The sequence below is a fragment of the Flavobacterium flevense genome (assembly GCF_900142775.1).
Lineage (GTDB): Bacteria > Bacteroidota > Bacteroidia > Flavobacteriales > Flavobacteriaceae > Flavobacterium > Flavobacterium flevense.
In genome coordinates this window covers 94,942-112,969 of sequence record NZ_FRCC01000005.1, presented here as the reverse complement: position 1 = coordinate 112,969, position 18,028 = coordinate 94,942, and the positions used below count along the sequence as shown (strand labels likewise).

The window sequence follows — 18,028 nt, the reverse complement described above, 5'->3', positions numbered from 1 at the left end:
ATGAATTTATTAAAAAAATATAAAGTAAGCCTACTGTTAGTAGGTTTACTTTCCCTTAATTCAGCGTTTGTTAGCTGTTCATCTGATGATGCTAAGGATTCAGAAACTGAAGTTGAAACTACAACAGAACTGAAAATTAATCTCGATATGAACCTTCAAACTATGGAGAGTTTTGGAGCATCAGATGCCTGGCAATGTAATAATATTGGGAAAAACTGGCCTGCTGATAAAAAGAAAGCCATTGCTGATATGTTATTTAGCAGAGAGCTTGATAGTGAAGGAAATCCTAAAGGAATCGGATTGTCATTATGGCGTTTTAATCTGGGTGCAGGAAGTGCTGAACAAGGTGATGCAAGTGATATTACTGATGAGTGGAGACGTACAGAGTGTTTTACTACTGATGGCGTAACTTACAATATGAGTAAACAAGCAGGACAGGTGTGGTTTATGAAAGCTGCTAAAGAACGTGGAGTAGATAAATTATTAGCTTTTACTAATAGTGCTCCTGTTTATTTAACTCAAAATGGAAAAGCACATGCAACAATCAATACTTTTTATAACCTAAAGGATGGTAAAATGCCTGAATTGGCTGATTTTTGGGTTAATGCCATTGATAAGTTAAAATCAGAACACGGTTTAACAATTGATTATGTGAGTCCGTTTAACGAACCACAATATGAATGGGATGGTTCAGGACAAGAAGGATCACCGGCTTCTAATGCTAATATTTACAGTTTTGTAAATACATTAGCTCCAAAATTACAAGCTAAAGGATTGAATTCACAAATTATAGTGGGAGAAGCAGGTGCTTTTGAACCATTATATAAAACGGTTGTAGGAAAAGAAAATCGTTCTAATCAGATAGATTATTTCTTTGGTGTGAATTCATCAAAAAATATTGCGGGATTAACGAATGTTAAGAAAACCATTTCGGGACATAGTTATTGGCAAGCATGGCCGTTAAGCGAATTGATTTCTTCCAGACAGTCAGTTGCAGCCAGAGCAGCTACAGTTCCGGGATTAAGTGTTTGGGCTTCGGAATATTGTATTCTTGAAAGTCCGGGAACTGCTGAACTTCCGGGTGGAGCAGGACCAGGCAGAGATTTAGGTATGAAAACAGCACTTTGGGTAGCCCGTATTATCAGTACTGATATTTCCATCGGAGGAGTTACTTCCTGGCAGTGGTGGACGGCTGTTAGTCGCGGAGATTATAAAGATGGATTGCTTCATGTTGATGACGGTTCATCAAATGGTGCAGGTGATGCTAACTATTGCAAGTATGATGGTAATGTAAGAGAAACTAAAATTCTTTGGGCTTTAGGAAACTTTTCATACTTCGTAAAACCAGGAATGGTAAGAGTAATGATTCCGGAGTTTGATAATGCTGCTGCAACAACTAGTGTGATGCTTACAGCATACAAAGATGCAGCGAATAAAAAATTAGTAATTGTTGCAGTAAACAATAGTGCTACGGCAAAAACATACAAATTAAATCTTGCAGGTGGTACTTTAGTTGATAATAAATTCACACCTTACATAACTTCTGAAACAATGAGTTTGAAAAAAGCAGCAGCTGTTGATGCAACTGCTTTTGATATTCCGGCTAAGTCTGTTGTCACTTATGTAGGAACTTACAATTAAGAAATTTGATAAAATTAAAAAATGAGAATCAATACTCTCATTTTACAGATAAGAGTTTGCAGTGTAAAAACAGTAAACTCTTATTTATAAGACAAACTGGAGAAAAGCAAACTTTAAAAGTGACTTTAATAAGTCAGTTAAAGTCAGCTGAAGTTATTGTCAATGCAAAATAAGAATTAGTTAAGTTAGTTTATTTGGTGTCAATCAAGCTGTCTGTTTTTGGTTTGACAAACAGCTTGATTGTTTTTTTAGACTTTATAATAGGATCAAATAACACTTGACTTTTATGTTCGGGAAACTATTTTTTTGCTGAAATTACTAATCCAAAGGATTTATAAAAAAGCCTCGCAAAATAGTATCTGACAATAAAGAAATGTTAATAATGAAAAATAACAGCATGCAAATCAAACACATTCTAGCATCAGTTTTACTATTACTTTTTCTCTCTTCCTGGGATTCGAAAGATAAGCTGGTAATGAATATAGCCGGAGAATGGACTGTTCAGTTAGACAGTACTGATATTGGATTTAAAAACGGCTGGCAAAACAGGAGTTTTAAGCAGTCAATGAAATTACCTGGAACCACGGATGATGCAGGTCTTGGAGTTGCTAATACGTTAAAGCCAAGTCTGGAAAAACTCCAAATGACTCATTTAACTAGAAAAAACAGTTATCTGGGAGCTGCCTGGTACACACGTGAAATTACAGTTCCTAAAAATTGGAAAGGGAAAGAATTAATATTAAAATTAGAACGTGTTATTTGGAAAACAAATGTTTGGATTGATGGAAAACAAGTCGAAACAGAACAAAATAGTCTGATTGCACCGCATTATTTTAATCTTAGCAAATATCTTATTGCTGGAAAAACACATCGAATAAGCATTTGTATCGACAATCGAAAACTATTTGATATTAGTGTGGATAACATGGCGCATACATATACTAATCATACACAAATTATTTGGAATGGAGTTATTGGAAAAATGGAAATTGAAGCATTTGATGCTGTGCGAATCGCTAATTTACAAGTAAAACCAGATATCAGTACGGGAAAAGCAAAGTTGGCATTCACATTAAATAACAATACTAAGAAAACAGCAAAAGGCGTTTTAACGATTACTGCTGTAAATAAAAAAAGTAAAGTCTCCGTTGAAGCACTTCAAAAAGATATCCAAATAAAAACCGGGCAATCTATTGTGGAAGTGGAGTATGATATGGGTAAAGATGTAAAGCTTTGGAGCGAATTTTCACCGGAGTTATATGAACTAAAAGCAGAGCTTAAGGCAGGAAAAAACAAATCACAAACAGCTGTCGATTTTGGAATGCGTAGTTTCTCTAAAAAAGGATCGGTTTTAACCATTAACAATCATCCTGTGTTTTTAAGAGGAACATTAGAATGTGATATTTTTCCGCTTACCGGGCATGCGCCAATGGACAAAGAAGGCTGGCAAAAAGTATTTGTAACAGCTAAAAATTGGGGATTGAATCATTTGCGTTTTCACTCTTGGTGTCCGCCTAAAGCTGCTTTTGAAGTGGCTGATGAAATGGGTTTTTATCTTCAGGTTGAATTACCGGTCTGGACGCTTAAAATAGGTGAAGATCAAAAAACAACCGAATTTTTATATGCCGAAGCCCAACGAATGATAGAAGAATATGGTAATCATCCTTCTTTTTGTATGTGGTCGATGGGTAATGAATTACAGGGTGATATGACCGTTTTGACCTCATTAATGAATAGCCTAAAAGCGAAAGATAATAGACATTTGTACACTACAACTTCTTTTACTTTCGAAAATGGGCATGGAAAATGGCCGGAACCGGAAGATGATTTCTTTATTACACAATGGACTAAAAAAGGATGGGTACGTGGTCAGGGCGTTTTTAACAGTGAATCCCCTAATTTTAATAAAGATTATGTAGCTTCAGTGGAAGGAATGACAGTACCACTAGTTACGCATGAAATAGGACAATATGCAGTTTATCCTAAAATAGATGAAATTTCGAAATATACAGGAGTCTTAGATCCTATTAATTTTAAATCGGTTAAAGAAGATTTAGAACGAAAAGGATTAATCAATAAAGCCGCTGATTATACGCAGGCTTCAGGTAAGTTAGCTGTAATACTTTATAAAGAAGAAATAGAAAGAGCTTTAAAAACAGCTGGAATCAGTGGTTTTCAACTATTAGACTTGCATGATTTTCCGGGTCAGGGAACGGCTTTAGTGGGTTTACTGGATGCTTTTTGGGATAGTAAAGGTTTGATTTCGGCAGAAGAATTCAGAGAATTTTCAGCTCCAGTTGTGCCATTGATGCGTTTTGCTAAAGCAACTTATACTAATAATGAATCTTTTACAGCTTCTCTGGATGTCAGTAATTATGGAGAAAGCGATTTGAATAATCAGGAAATTCAATGGAGTATTAGCGATGAAAATACAGTAATAGCTTCGGGAAGTACTAAGGCCACAATTACCGTTGGCTACAATCATAAAGTTTTAGATTTAAACGAAAGTTTGCTTAGAATAACCAAAGCTTCAAAACTTACGATCAAAGTAAATTTAAAAGGTACAAACTATAAAAACCAATGGAATGTTTGGGTTTATCCTCAAAAACAGACTATTGATTACGGAAAAGTAGTGTACACCAGAAATTTGGACGAAGCCTACAAATTATTAAACGCCGGGAAAAAAGTATTATTAAACCCGGATTGGAAAAAGATTAAAGGAATCGAAGGAAAATTTGTTCCTGTATTTTGGAGTCCTATTCATTTTCCAAAACAAGCAGGTACTATGGGAGTTCTTTGTGATCCTTCGCATAAAGCCTTGGCTCATTTCCCAACAGATATGAATACTGATTGGCAATGGTGGGATTTGAACGTGAACTCAACAACACTTATTATGGATAGTGTTGTGGGAGGAAATCCTATTGTAGAAATGGTGGATAATTTTGCTAACAACCGCAAATTAGCTTCACTTTTTGAAGGAAGTGTAGGATCTGGAAAATTAGTAATTGCATCGTTTGATTTAAGTACCGATTTAGAAAAACGTCCCGTGGCAAAACAGATGTTGATTTCGATATTAGATTATATGAATAGCTCTTCATTTAATCCGGATACTATTAAAAATCCTGATGCTTTGAAACTGATTCTAAAAGAAGAAAAAGAAAAAGCTAAAGAAGGAGCTACAAGTATTTATTAGAGTAATTATCAAATTCAAAACAATAAACCTATTTGTAATAATTTATTTGAATAGGTTTGTTTTGTGGAATTATAAAGAACAATATGTTTGAAATACCCAAAAAATCAATTGTTACTTATGTAGGGTCTTATAAATGAAATTAGCGGTTAAAAGTAGGATTAATTAACTGAAAAAGTATATTTGTACTACTTAATTTGCGAATTTACCCCTCATTATTATAATTATTAAATCATTTCTTTGCTTCTGTAAGCTGTATTTATAGAATTTCTGAATTGTATAGCACTCTTATTTATTAAAAAATGTTAATTATGTTTAAAACAAAAAAAATCGCACTGGCATTTCTTATGCTTTCTTATGTATCTGTTTTTAGTCAGATCGCATTTGGAGATTCCCAAAAAATTAATAACCAATGGAAGTTTATTCTACAGGATAATCAGGATTTCCAAAAAGCGAGTTATGATGACAGCAAATGGCAATCTGTTTCGCTTCCTCATGATTGGAGTATCAAAGGACAATTGAGTCCTACTTTGGCCAGTGCTACAGGATTTTTACCTGGAGGAATTGGCTGGTATAGAAAAACGATGGATATTCCATCAGCAAAAAAAGGTCAAAAAGTATATTTGTATTTTGAAGGAGTGTATAACAGAAGCGAAGTTTTTATCAACGGACATTCGTTAGGAAAACGTCCTAATGGTTATATTTCTTTTGCTTATGATGCTACACCGTACGTTAAGTACGGAGCTGAAAATACGATTTCTGTTCGCGTGGATCACAGCAAGAGCGCCGATTCTCGTTGGTACACCGGTTCAGGAATTTACAGAGATGTTTGGGTAGTGTATGCAAATCCGGTGCATATTGAGCAATGGGGTGTTTATGCGTATCCGGAAATAAATAAGAAAACAGGAACTTTGAATGTTGAAGTCGCTGTAGAAAACGGTTTGGCAGAAAAAAGCACTGTAACTGTGGTAAACGAATTGATTGCAAATGATGGTAAAATTGTGGCAAAAAGTTCCAATAATGTAGCTATTGCTGCCAATCAATCGGGTAAAATTGCAACGAAAATAAAAGTAAATAATCCTAAAATATGGGATTTACAAAATCCTAATTTGTACCAATTAAAAACAACCGTTTTAAAAGACGGACAAGTTATTGATCATTCGATAACACAGACAGGTTTTAGAAATTTTACTTTCGATGCTAATAAAGGATTTGCTTTAAATGGCAAATGGATGAAAATAAAAGGAGTTTGTTTGCATCACGATGCGGGAGTTTTAGGTTCTGCTGTTCCTCGTGAAGTTTGGGAAGACAGATTGAAAACTTTGAAAGAAATAGGAGTAAACGCCATACGTACGAGCCATAATCCACAAGCGCCAGATTTTTATGAATTGTGTGATGCGTTAGGATTGTTAGTTTTAAATGAAGCTTATGACGAATGGGAATTTCCTAAACGCAAATGGTTAGAAGGTTGGAATCAGGGAACACCGGGATTTGAGGGCTCGTTTGATATTTTTGCTGATTGGGCAGAGAAAGATTTGGAAGATTTTGTACGTCGTGACAGAAATCATCTTTCTGTTTTTGCCTGGAGTATTGGTAACGAGGTAGATTATCCTAATGATCCGTATTCTCATCCTGTTTTAGATGGAGGGGGAGATTCAGGTTTCTCGCAAGCAGCTTATGGAGGCTATAAAAAAGATGCTCCGGATGCGATGCGTTTGGGAGCGATTGCAAAACGATTGGTTGCTGCAGTTAAAAAATACGACAAGTCTCGTCCTACTACTGCCGGTTTAGCTGGTGTTGCGATGTCTAACGAAACGGAATATCCGGGAGCATTGGATATTACAGGATACAATTATACTGAAAGTAAATACCAGTCAGATCATAAAAAATATCCTAAAAGAGTCATTTTTGGTAGCGAAAACCGTCATGATTATGAAGCCTGGTTAGCGGTTAAAAACAACGAGCATATTTTTGGACAATTCTTGTGGACAGGAATTGATTATTTAGGGGAATCAGGAAGATGGCCATCAAGAGGATTTTATTCAGGATTAGTTGATTTTGCTGGTAATATTAAGCCTAGAGGATATTTCCGTCAATCGCTTTGGTCAGATACTCCAATGATTTATATTGGAACTTATCTTTCGAGAAATCCTAATAAAAAAGACCTTTCTATGGATGCGTGGTCAATTTGGAATTACAAGGAAGACCAAACGGTAAAAGTGGTTTGTTATACCAATGCTGCCAAAGCACGTCTGGAATTAGACGGAAAAGTAGTGGGTGAGGTAAAAGATTACGATCAGGAAACCGGAATTATTTCCTGGGATATTCCGTTTCAATCCGGGAAATTAGAAGCAGTAGGATTGGATAAAAACAATAAAGAAGTAAGCCGTTATGCAATTACTTCTTCAAAACAACCACACGCAATAGTAGTTAAAAATGCCGATTCGGTTATCAATAAAGATAAAGGCGTTGCGGAAATTAAGTTACAAATAGTGGATGAAAACGGAGTTCCTGTAATGATTTCTGATAACGAAATTACATGTAAAATAATCAGTGGTTCAGCTAGTTTATTAGGCTTAGAAGCTGGAAATAATTCGGATATGACTGATTATACTGATAATGAGCAACGTGCTTATCACGGACGTATTTTAGCTTACATTCAGGCAAATGGAACAAACGAACCTATTAAAGTTCAGTTTTCAAGCCCATGGCTAAAAGCAGTTGAAGTTACTGTCAACGTAAAATAAGCGGCTTTTCTACAGTAATTTATCATTAAAAAATATCCGTTTCTTATACCAATTATTGAGAATGACACACAGATTAAACTGATTTAGATAGATTATCGCAGATTGTAATTTATAAAGAATTATAAAAAATCCGTTTTTACCTGTTCAATCAGTGTCATCTGTGGTCTATTTTTTTATTTAGTCCGCTTAGCGGACAGTCATTAAATAAAATATTTCTATAGAATTAAGCTGTTTGTTTTTTAACAGGCAGCTTATTCTTTTGATAAAAATGTTCACTATATTTGAAGTGTAATATTAACACATATAAAACCAAAAAATGAAATTAAAGAATAAAATTGCTCTGGCACTAGGAGTGGTATTGGTAGCGTTCACTACCAATGCACAAAAATCAGTTTTCCAAAAAGAGGAATTCAAACAATGGGCACAAACTCCGCCCATGGGATGGAACAGCTGGGACTGTTATGGCTCTACTGTTGAAGAACATGAAGTAAAAGCCAATGCTGATTACATGGTTAAAAAATTAAAAAAATCAGGTTGGGAATACATAGTGGTTGACATCAGATGGTTTGTAGAAAATGACAAAGCGGGAGGTTACAACCAGAAAGATCCACGTTATGTAATGGATCAATACGGGAGATATCTGCCGGCATTAAACCGTTTTCCTTCGGCAAAAGACGGACAGGGTTTTAAACCATTATCGGATTACATTCATAAAAAAGGATTGAAATTTGGAATCCACATCATGCGCGGTATTCCTAAAAAAGCAGTTGAAGAGAAGTTGCCAATTAAAGGAGCAAACGGAATTACGGCTGACCAAATTTACACGACGGCTTTACAATGCCAATGGCTGAAAGACAATTATACCATTCTTGCCGATAAACCGGGAGCTCAGGAATATTATGATTCATTGTTCGAATTGTATGCACAATGGGGAGTAGATTTTATCAAAATTGACGATTTGTCAAGACCGTATCACGAAGCAGAAATCAACTTAATTAGAAAAGCAATTGATAAATGCGGACGTAAAATAGTTTTGAGTACTTCGCCTGGAGAAACGCCAATTTCGGCAGCTGAACATGTAAGTTCACACGCTAATATGTGGCGTATGGTGGATGATGTTTGGGATACCTGGCCACACATTACACATTTAATGGATGTTGCTCAAAAATGGTATCCACACATTGCACCTGGAACCTGGCCAGATTGCGATATGATTCCGTTAGGAAGAATTTCGTTAAGAGGAGAACGTGGCGAAGACAGAATGTCCCGTTTAACAAAAGACGAACAATATACTTTGATTACCTTCTTTAATATTTTTAAATCGCCGTTGTTTTTTGGTGGAGATTTACCAAGTAATGATGCGTTTACTTTATCATTATTAACGAATAAAGAAGTCCTAAAAATGCACCGTGAAAGTACTGATGTAAAACAGCTTTTTCAAAAAGACGGAAAAGTGGCAGTGACTTCAAAAAATCCAAAAGACGGAAGCATTTACTTAGCATTGTTTAATATTTCAGATAAAAATGACGAAAAAGTATCCGTTTCTTTATCTGATTTGGGAATTAAAAATGCCGATGTTACTAATATGTGGACTGGGAAAAAAGTTGGTTCCGTTTCTAATGAAATTTCAGCTTCGTTAGCGGCTCATAGCTCGGTTCTTTATAAATTAAAAGCGAAAAAATAATGGGCAAATTACAATTCAGTTTAATTCTATTTTTACTATTAACTAGTTTTTCAAAAGCACAAAATAAAAGCGGTGTTCCGCCAGTTATTGCCGAAAAAGATCTGACCGCTTACCTGTTTGTTTATTTCACAGGAAATACAGTTGAGGAAGAGGCTGTGCGTTATGCAATTAGTGCTGATGGCTACCATTATTATCATTTAAACGATAATAAACCCGTTATTGACAGTAAATTAATTAGTTCAACTGGTGGCGTTCGTGATCCTCATATTTTAAGAGGAGACGATGGTAAAACATTTTATATGGTGTTGACTGATATGACTTCTTCTAAAGGTTGGGATTCTAATCGTGCGATGGTGTTATTAAAAAGCACCGATTTAGTCAACTGGAAAAGCAGTATAGTCAATATACAAACCACTTTTCCCGGAAACGAAAACTTAAAACGTGTTTGGGCTCCGCAAACGATTTATGATGCTAAAGCGGGTAAATACATGATTTATTTCAGTATGCAGCATACCGGTGGTCCTGATATTATTTATTATGCTTATGCCAATAAGGATTTTACAGCCTTAGAATCTGAGCCAAAAGTGTTGTTTGTTCCAAAGGCTAAAAATGCCTGTATTGATGGAGATATTATCGAAAAAGATGGTGTTTATCATCTTTTTTATAAGACTGAAACCAATACACCAGGGATTAAAGTCGCTACTACAACTGATTTAACTTCTGGGAATTGGAGAGAAAATGACAATTATTTGCAACAAACTAAAGAAGCTGTTGAGGGAGCTAGTGTTTTCAAATTGAATCATACTGACGAATATATTCTGATGTATGATATGTACATGAAAGGAAAATATCAATTTACTAAAACCAAAGATTTGGAGCATTTTACAGTAATTGATAATGATATTTCAATGGATTTTCATCCGCGTCACGGAACAATTTTACCTATTACCCGTTCAGAATTGAAAGCTTTGATTGCCAAATGGGGAAAACCGGCAGCTTATCCTCAAATTAATAATAATCCTGCTCTTGAAGGTTATCATGCTGATCCGGAGGTTTTATATGCTGAGAAAACGGGTAAATATTATATTTATCCTACCAGTGATGGATTTGACGGATGGGGCGGTTATTATTTTAAAGCTTTCTCATCAGATAATCTGGTAGATTGGAAACCGGAAGGAATTATTTTAGATCTTAAAAAAGATGTTTCCTGGGCAAACAGAAACGCTTGGGCTCCTTGTATTGTCGAGAAAAAAATAAAAGGTAAATACCAGTATTTCTACTATTTTACAGCAGCACAAAAGATAGGAGTAGCTGTTTCAGATAATCCTACAGGTCCTTTTATCGATAGTGGAAAAGCATTGGTAAGCACCCGACCTGAAGGTATAAAAAATGGTCAGGAAATTGATCCGGATGTTTTTACGGATCCCAAAACAGGTAAAAGTTATTTGTATTGGGGAAATATGTACATGGGAGTTGCTGAGTTAAATCATGATATGATTTCGCTAAAACCGGGAACTACAAAGGTAATTGCCGTAAATGATAGTTACCGCGAAGGTACTTATGTAATTTATCGAAATGGTAAATATTACTTTATGTGGAGTGAAGACGATACCAGAAGTCCTAATTACAAAGTGAGATATGGAATTTCAAATTCACCACTTGGACCAATTGAAACGCCAAAGGATAATATTGTCATTCAGGGAAACAAAGAAGAAGGAATTTATGCAACAGGACACAATTCGGTAGTGAAAGTCCCTAAAAAAGATGAATGGTATATTGTTTATCACCGTTTTTCATATCCTACAGGAATTAGTATGGGAGATGCAGCTGGTTTTCATCGTGAAGTGGCTATTGATAAATTAGAATTCAATAAAGACGGAACTATTAAACAAGTTGTTCCTACACATGCAGGGATTAGTCCGGTTAAATAAATATTCAACTCGATTTTATTTTAAATTAACAACCAGTAAGCAGATTTGTTTACTGGTTTTTTTATTTTAAAGCAGGATGCAACAGGATGAAGCATTTATTTTTATTTTGCAAATTGCTGTAAATTTAGATGTAATTGCTGTAGCTTATGAAAAAAAATAATGACTTTATTAATTTCTTTTTATTTAAATATAGATTCTGTTTTTGTATTCTATTAGTAAGTTTTAATACTCTTCTGGCAACTCCCACGACCGTTTTTAACGTTAAAGAATTTGGTGCAAAAGGCGATAGCAGCACCTTGGACACAGAAGCAATTAATACTACTATTGCCGCAGCAGCAAAAGCAGGTGGCGGTACAGTTTTCTTTCCTGCGGGAACCTATCTGAGTTTTTCAATTCGACTTCAAAGTCATATTTCACTTTATTTAGATCAGGGCGCTACTATTCTGGCAGCTACACCTTCAGGAGCGATAGGTTATGATGCTCCTGAAACAGCCGTTAACGATAAGTATCAGGATTTTGGACACAGCCATTGGCACAATAGTCTAATTTGGGGAGAAAACCTCGAAGATATTTCCATTTTAGGACCAGGGATAATTGATGGTAAAGGGCTTTCAAGAGGTGGTCCTTATCGAGCACCCATTGGCAATAAAGCTATAGCATTGAAGCTTTGTCGGAATGTAATCCTGAAAAATTTCACAATACTTTATGGCGGACATTTTGGAATATTAGCAACCGGAGTAGATAATTTAACGATTGACAATCTTAAGATTGACACTAATCGAGACGGTATTGATATTGATTGTTGTAAAAATGTTCGTATTTCTAATTGCAGCGTTAATTCTCCATGGGATGACGGAATTTGCTTAAAAAGTTCCTTTGCTTTGGGCTATGCCCGACCAACGGAAAATGTAACGATTACTAATTGTAGTGTCAGCGGTTTTGACCGGGGTACTTTTTACAACGGAACTTACTTGCGTAATGATGCTCATTTAGTGCCGGATAAAGAAGGACCTACCGGAAGAATAAAATTTGGAACAGAATCGAATGGTGGTTTTAAAAACATTAGCATTAGTAATTGTGTTTTTGAATATTGCCGTGGTCTGGCGCTTGAAACAGTAGATGGTGGTATATTAGAAGATGTAACAATTACTAATATTACGATGCGGGATATTATAAATTCTCCCATTTTTCTAAGATTAGGAGCTCGTATGCGGGGACCGGAAGCTACGCCAGTGGGTGTTTTGAGACGAATCAATATTAGTAATATAAATGTCTACAATGCCGATTCCCGTTTTGCAACGCTTATTAGTGGTATTCCTGAACATGCTATTGAAGATATTCGTTTGAGTAATATCAGTATTTGGTATCGTCCGCTTGAATCTGAAACTAAAATTCCACAAGAGGTTCCGGAATATGAAAAAGATTATCCGGAACCGCAAAAATTTGGGATAATACCTGCTTATGGTTTTTTTATCCGTCATGTTAAAAATATTGAGTTAAGCAATATCAATCTTTATCTGTTAGGCAATGAAACACGTCCCGCAATACTATTAGATGATATAAACGGAATAAAATTTAGAAATGTAACAGTAGCAAAAGGAAGTAATACAGCATCACTTGTAATAAAGAACGTCAGTAATCTGTCTGTAAAAGATAGTAAACCATTAAAAGACACAGATGCTAAACAAATAAAAGCAAGAAATTATTAATATTCTAAGTGTATGAGAAAGTTTATTTTTAGTGTCGTTTTGAGTAGTTTTTTATTTCTGCCTAATGCAAATGCCCAGATAGGCAAGCGTTTTCCCTCCGAACGAAAAGTGGTAAAAGATTCTGTAACCGGTACCATGCTCACATTTCTTACCAGTACACCAAGGGGAGATTCTAAAATTTATCAAACGCATAATCAATGGACATCTGATGGGAAGTGGCTTATTTTTCGTTCGAATAGGGTAGAAGGCGAAGCTATGGCAGTAAATGAACAAACCGGTGAAATAGTACAAGTTACTGAAGGCGGTTATGTGGGAATGCTAAACGTGGCTCGTAACAGCATGAAACTTTATTTTATGAGAAGACCACAAGATACTGTTGCTAAGCCAAATAATAATGGAAAAAATAGACAGAGAGAGCTGGTACCCATGCAAATTGTAGAAGTAGATTTAGAAAAATTATTTGCTGACAGTAAAATGGGTAAACTTAAAAAAGCCGATTACTATCAGCGTGTTTGTGGTTTGACTAAACCGGAAATGGGTGCCGGTGGCGATTTGGCTCTGGATGGTGATGAAAACTGGGCTTATTTTCGGGTAGGAAAAGAATATGCTGCTAAGCATTTACCCTCAGGTACAAAACTGGAAGAAAATTTTGGACCCAGAAAAATGGGAGCGGGACCAGCCGGAATTGCTGCGATGAATGTACATACAGGAGAAATTAAATATGTAATATCGGTTCCTTTTCAAATAGGTCATATACAAACTAACCCTTGGGTTGCTGGCGAAATTGTTTTTTGTTGGGAAACAGGAGGGAAATCTCCCCAACGTACCTGGACAGTAATGAGTGATGGTACAGGTCTTAGACCTTTATATCGGGAATCAGAATACGAATGGGTAACGCATGAAGCGGTGATTAGTAAAGATGAAGTGGCTATAGCAATTATGGGACATCGAAAAATTCAGGGGCTGGATACTACAGGAACTGCTGTAAGCGGAGCTAATCCCGGTCAGGAAGCAGCCTGGGGACCATCAGGAACCAGAGAAAAACCAACAGGATTGGGAATTGTTAACTTAAGAACCAGAGAAATGAAAATAGCCGGACAAACAGATTCCGGTAGTGGTTTATGGCATGTAAGTGGTTCGCCGGATGGTCGCTGGGCAGTAGGCGATGATTTCTCCAGAAGTATTTATCTAATTGATAGAAAAACTAATGAAATGATGCTGCTTTCTACTGGGCATAAAACCACTGCATCCGATCATCCACATCCAACGATGAGTCCCGATGGAACTAAAATCCAAATTCAATCGGCTATGCTAAGTGATGATAATCAAAGTATGAATATTTGTATTATTCCGGTTCCCGAAGAATGGCTAAAAAGAAAATATTGAAGGTTTTTGTGTTACAGAATCCTTTACTTTCATTATAAGTTAATTCTTTGCTAAAATCTAATTTTAACCTATTTAAAATAGAAGATGCAAGTAAAAAATCCTATTTTAATAATCGTATTAACTCTATTGCTATTCTATCTATTTACAGCAGTAAGCTATTCGCAAACTAGTGAAAGTATTGCTGATGCTATAGCAGAAAAAGTCCAAGTGTTAACCCAAAATCAGAATTTAGATAATGTTTATTTGCAAACCAGCAAAACCATTTATGAAACCGAGGAAGACCTTTGGTTTAAAGGCTATGTATTAGATGCGCAAAGTTTTATTCCTTCTAATCGAAGTAAAATATTATTTGTTCAGTTAGTAGAAGATGCAAGCGATAAAGTGGTATGGCAAAAAAAATACGAGATTGAAAATGGTTTTGTAAACGGACATCTTTTTTTAGAAAGTGCACTGATAGAAGGAAACTATACTTTATCAGCCTACAGTTCTAATTCTTTTACTAAAGAGCCTGGAGAATTTTATGCGTTAAAAAAAATAAAAGTTGTACAAACGATTAATCAAAATCCGACTGTAGTTCCTGTTGAAAAAGATAGTATTATCCACTTTACAAGTTTCCCCGAAGGGGGGCAACTCGTTTCAGGAATCAATAGTAATTTAGCTTTTAAATCGGTAAATTCAAAAGGATTGCCTGTAGCTGTTTCAGGTACTTTATTTGAAAACAATACTCCTTTAGTTGATTTTAAAAGCAGTCATGCAGGTATGGGATTACTTACTTTTACTCCCGATAATAACAAAAAATACCACATTCAACTTAGTGAACCAACATCAGATAAAATTTATGCTATTGCCCCTGTAGCTTCCAGTGGAAAAGTATTACGCTTGCTAAGGAATACTAAAGAAACATTGACTTTTAAAGTTACACAAAGTGATGGTCTTAAGGAAGAAAGAGTATATCTTCGATTACAAATACGAGGTGTTGTTTATAGTATTGCAACAGGACTTTTAAAAAAAGAATTGACAATTAAAATTCCGATAAAAGAACTGCCTCAAGGTATTGCTGAAGTCACTTTGTTTAATGAAAATGCGTTGCCAATTGCCGAGCGATTGGTGTATGTAAATCAGGAACAGCAATTAACGATTCAAACGGAATTGGACAAAAGCAGTTATACCACCAGGGAAAAAGCCAAATTAAAAATAAAAGTAACCGACCAAAACGGACAGCCCATTGTAGCACATTTGGGATTAAGCATCTATGACGGAATTTATCAAAACAAGCAAGACGTAAAAAACATACAAACACACTATTTACTATCCACTCAATTAAAAGGGAACATCTACAATCCTGTTTATTATTTTAATGAACAAAATAAAAATCGCAATCAAGCATTAGATTTATTGATGCTAACTCAAGGATGGCGCTCTTATGTTTGGAATGAAGCTAATTTAAAAGAGTTAGGAAATGCTTTCAAACCGATTATTTTTGAAGAAATCAAAGGAAAAGTCCACTTACAAAAACCGGATAAAAAAGCAACAACAGTCATTGGAGAAAAAGGAATGACAGTTTTTTCAGCTGACGAAAGCAAAGGAAGTGATTTTATGCTGACTGATACAACAGGTGTTTTTACTATTATTCCCAATGATTTGAAAAAAGGAGAAGGAGGTTATACCTATATCAAATTAATGAGTGCCCAAAAGCCAAAATATACTATGACTATTAAGGATTTTTCGTTTGAAACTATTAATAATGAATGCAGTACTAAAACCTTGCTGTATCCTTTGGCTAAGATAGAAAAAAGAAATACTCAAGTAGTTTCCCCTTTTACAGAACGGGAATCCATCAATAAATTAAAAGAAGTTACCATTACTTCGAAAAAGAAGGGAGTAGTATTTAGAGACAAGTATATTGGGAAATTAGATAGTTTGTATAAAGCACAAAATCCTACAGCTGATTTTGTATGTCATGATAACGTTTTAAACTGCGAACTACATAAAGGTTGTCCAGGGGATCGTAAAAGACCAATTGAAGGGGAGAAATACACAACATGTGATGGTCTTAAATGGCTTAAGGGTAGTGGTCCATGTGGAGGTTATTTTATATCTGGACATTGTAATGAAATTACTTATCATTATCCTGAGCTAACGGAAGCACAACTTTTAGAAATGTTTAATATTGTCATGATTGAAGGCTATTATGGTAAAAAAGTATTTTATGAAGCCGTGTATGATGAAGTGACAATAACTGATTCCACTCCAGATTATAGAAATACACTTTTCTGGAAACCGGATATCATTACTGACGATAAAGGAGAAGCTACAATATCTTTTTTCTGTTCTGATATTAATTCCTTATTTTTTGGAAATATTGAAGGCGTGAGTGGAGAGGGTTTATTAGGACGGGAAGCCTTTCAGTTTAATGTAAAAAAGAGCGAATAAAAGTTTAATCCAGTATTAAGATTTGATTTTTAAATGATTTTATAATCAAAATAGTAACTTTGTTTTATTGTAATAAGGAATAAAATAAATGAAAAAAACTTCTAAAATAACCAGTCTTATTATAGATGAATTTTCGTCTACGCCAAAATACCAACAGTTAGTAAACGCTATCTTGAATGCCATTAAGCAGGGAGTTTTAAAAAAAGGGGATGCAATGCCTTCTATTAATGAACTGAGTTTTCAATATGAAATTTCGAGAGTAACTATTGAAAAAGGCTATAATATCCTGAGGAAAATGGGAATTCTGGAAGCCTTTCATGGCAAAGGTTATTTTATTGCAAATACAGATGTGTCGCAGGATTTAAAAATATTTTTAATGTTTAATAAGCTGAGTGCTCATAAAAAATTAATTTATGACTCTTTTGTAGCAACATTAAAAGATAAGGCAGCAATTGATTTTTATATCTACAATAATGATTATGCTTTATTCAAAAAACTATTGAATCAACAAAAAACGGAGTATACACATTATGTAATTATTCCGCACTTTATAGAAAAATCAGATGCACACCGATTGTTGATTGAGGATATCCCAAAGGAGAAATTAGTTTTAGTAGGGAAAAAATTAAAAGGAATTACCGGAGATTATGCTGCCGTTTATGAAAATTTTGAACAGGATATTTATAATGCTCTGACAGAAGCATTAGAGCCATTGAGTAAGTACCATACGTTGAAATTAATTTTTCCGGTAAACAGTTATTTCCCTAAAGAGATTGTAAAAGGCTTTGAAAACTTTTGCTATAATTATGCTTTCAACTTTAAAATTGTCCATAATCTTGATGAAGAAGCAGTGGGAGAAGGAGAAGTTTATATCAATTTAATGGAAGAAGATTTAGTTAAAATTATTGATAAAATTATACGGTTAGATTTAACGGTAGGCAAGCAGGTAGGTTTGATTTCTTATAATGAAACGCCGCTTAAAAACTACATCATGAACGGACTCACCACTATTTCTACTGATTTTAAAACGATGGGGATTACTGCAGCTAATTTAGTGCTGAATAATTCTAAAGAACATATCGAAAACCCGTTTAAATTGATATTGAGAGGGTCTTTATAAGTTAACATATCAGGTTTTTTCTCGTGGCTTTTTAGTATATTTCTTAATTTTTTTTTTAACAATTAGGGTTGAATCTGTCATAAATGTATAAAATTGCAATAAAAATTGTTAATACAAGGACTGTACAGGACAGTTTTAAAATTCCTTTTTTTTTATTTTACACTTCTATTAATTAATCTTAACTCAA

The 18,028-nt window shown here is 34.9% G+C and carries 9 protein-coding genes; all 9 read left to right on the top strand.

Annotation, left to right across the window (positions count from 1 at the left end):
- The 9 genes from BUB89_RS10015 to BUB89_RS09975 all read left to right on the top strand — a co-directional run bounded on the left by BUB89_RS10015 (position 1) and on the right by BUB89_RS09975 (position 17,841).
- On the top strand, positions 1-1,641 hold the full coding sequence (locus BUB89_RS10015; protein WP_073244595.1) for a glycoside hydrolase: 1,641 nt from the start codon (positions 1-3) through the stop codon (positions 1,639-1,641).
- 382 nt (positions 1,642-2,023) lie between these two features.
- The gene (locus BUB89_RS10010) at positions 2,024-4,834 is read left to right on the top strand and encodes a sugar-binding domain-containing protein (RefSeq protein ID WP_083552666.1); all 2,811 of its coding nucleotides are present in this window, start codon (positions 2,024-2,026) and stop codon (positions 4,832-4,834) included.
- 308 nt (positions 4,835-5,142) lie between these two features.
- The gene (locus BUB89_RS10005; RefSeq protein WP_083552696.1) at positions 5,143-7,578 is read left to right on the top strand and encodes a glycoside hydrolase family 2 TIM barrel-domain containing protein; all 2,436 of its coding nucleotides are present in this window, start codon (positions 5,143-5,145) and stop codon (positions 7,576-7,578) included.
- A 316-nt stretch (positions 7,579-7,894) separates the two neighbouring features.
- Complete coding sequence (locus BUB89_RS10000; RefSeq protein ID WP_073244593.1) at positions 7,895-9,262, top strand: glycoside hydrolase family 27 protein; 1,368 nt, start codon at positions 7,895-7,897, stop codon at positions 9,260-9,262.
- Entirely contained in the window at positions 9,262-11,193 is a 1,932-nt protein-coding gene (locus BUB89_RS09995) for a glycoside hydrolase family 43 protein (protein WP_073244591.1), read from the top strand. Before BUB89_RS10000 ends, BUB89_RS09995 begins: the two co-directional genes overlap by 1 nt.
- A 146-nt stretch (positions 11,194-11,339) precedes the next feature.
- Entirely contained in the window at positions 11,340-12,902 is a 1,563-nt protein-coding gene (locus BUB89_RS09990) for a rhamnogalacturonidase (protein WP_073244589.1), read from the top strand.
- 12 nt (positions 12,903-12,914) lie between these two features.
- Positions 12,915-14,288, top strand: coding sequence for a TolB-like translocation protein (locus BUB89_RS09985; RefSeq protein ID WP_073244586.1), 1,374 nt, complete (start codon positions 12,915-12,917; stop codon positions 14,286-14,288).
- Between the two features lie 84 nt (positions 14,289-14,372).
- A complete protein-coding gene (locus BUB89_RS09980) occupies positions 14,373-16,721 on the top strand; it encodes a hypothetical protein (RefSeq protein ID WP_073244584.1) in 2,349 nt (782 codons plus the stop codon).
- An 88-nt stretch (positions 16,722-16,809) separates the two neighbouring features.
- On the top strand, positions 16,810-17,841 hold the full coding sequence (locus BUB89_RS09975) for a GntR family transcriptional regulator (protein WP_073244582.1): 1,032 nt from the start codon (positions 16,810-16,812) through the stop codon (positions 17,839-17,841).
- Positions 17,842-18,028 lie beyond the last annotated feature (187 nt).

Excerpts from the sequence above, each read along its gene's own strand:
- BUB89_RS10010 (WP_083552666.1), top strand. The coding sequence starts at position 2,024 with ATGAAAAATAACAGCATGCAAATCAAACACATTCTAGCATCAGTTTTA.
- BUB89_RS09985 (WP_073244586.1), top strand. The coding sequence starts at position 12,915 with ATGAGAAAGTTTATTTTTAGTGTCGTTTTGAGTAGTTTTTTATTTCTG.
- BUB89_RS09980 (WP_073244584.1), top strand. The coding sequence starts at position 14,373 with ATGCAAGTAAAAAATCCTATTTTAATAATCGTATTAACTCTATTGCTA.
- BUB89_RS10005 (WP_083552696.1), top strand. The coding sequence starts at position 5,143 with ATGTTTAAAACAAAAAAAATCGCACTGGCATTTCTTATGCTTTCTTAT.
- BUB89_RS09975 (WP_073244582.1), top strand. The coding sequence starts at position 16,810 with ATGAAAAAAACTTCTAAAATAACCAGTCTTATTATAGATGAATTTTCG.
- BUB89_RS10000 (WP_073244593.1), top strand. The coding sequence starts at position 7,895 with ATGAAATTAAAGAATAAAATTGCTCTGGCACTAGGAGTGGTATTGGTA.
- BUB89_RS09995 (WP_073244591.1), top strand. The coding sequence starts at position 9,262 with ATGGGCAAATTACAATTCAGTTTAATTCTATTTTTACTATTAACTAGT.
- BUB89_RS09990 (WP_073244589.1), top strand. The coding sequence starts at position 11,340 with ATGAAAAAAAATAATGACTTTATTAATTTCTTTTTATTTAAATATAGA.
- BUB89_RS10015 (WP_073244595.1), top strand. The coding sequence starts at position 1 with ATGAATTTATTAAAAAAATATAAAGTAAGCCTACTGTTAGTAGGTTTA.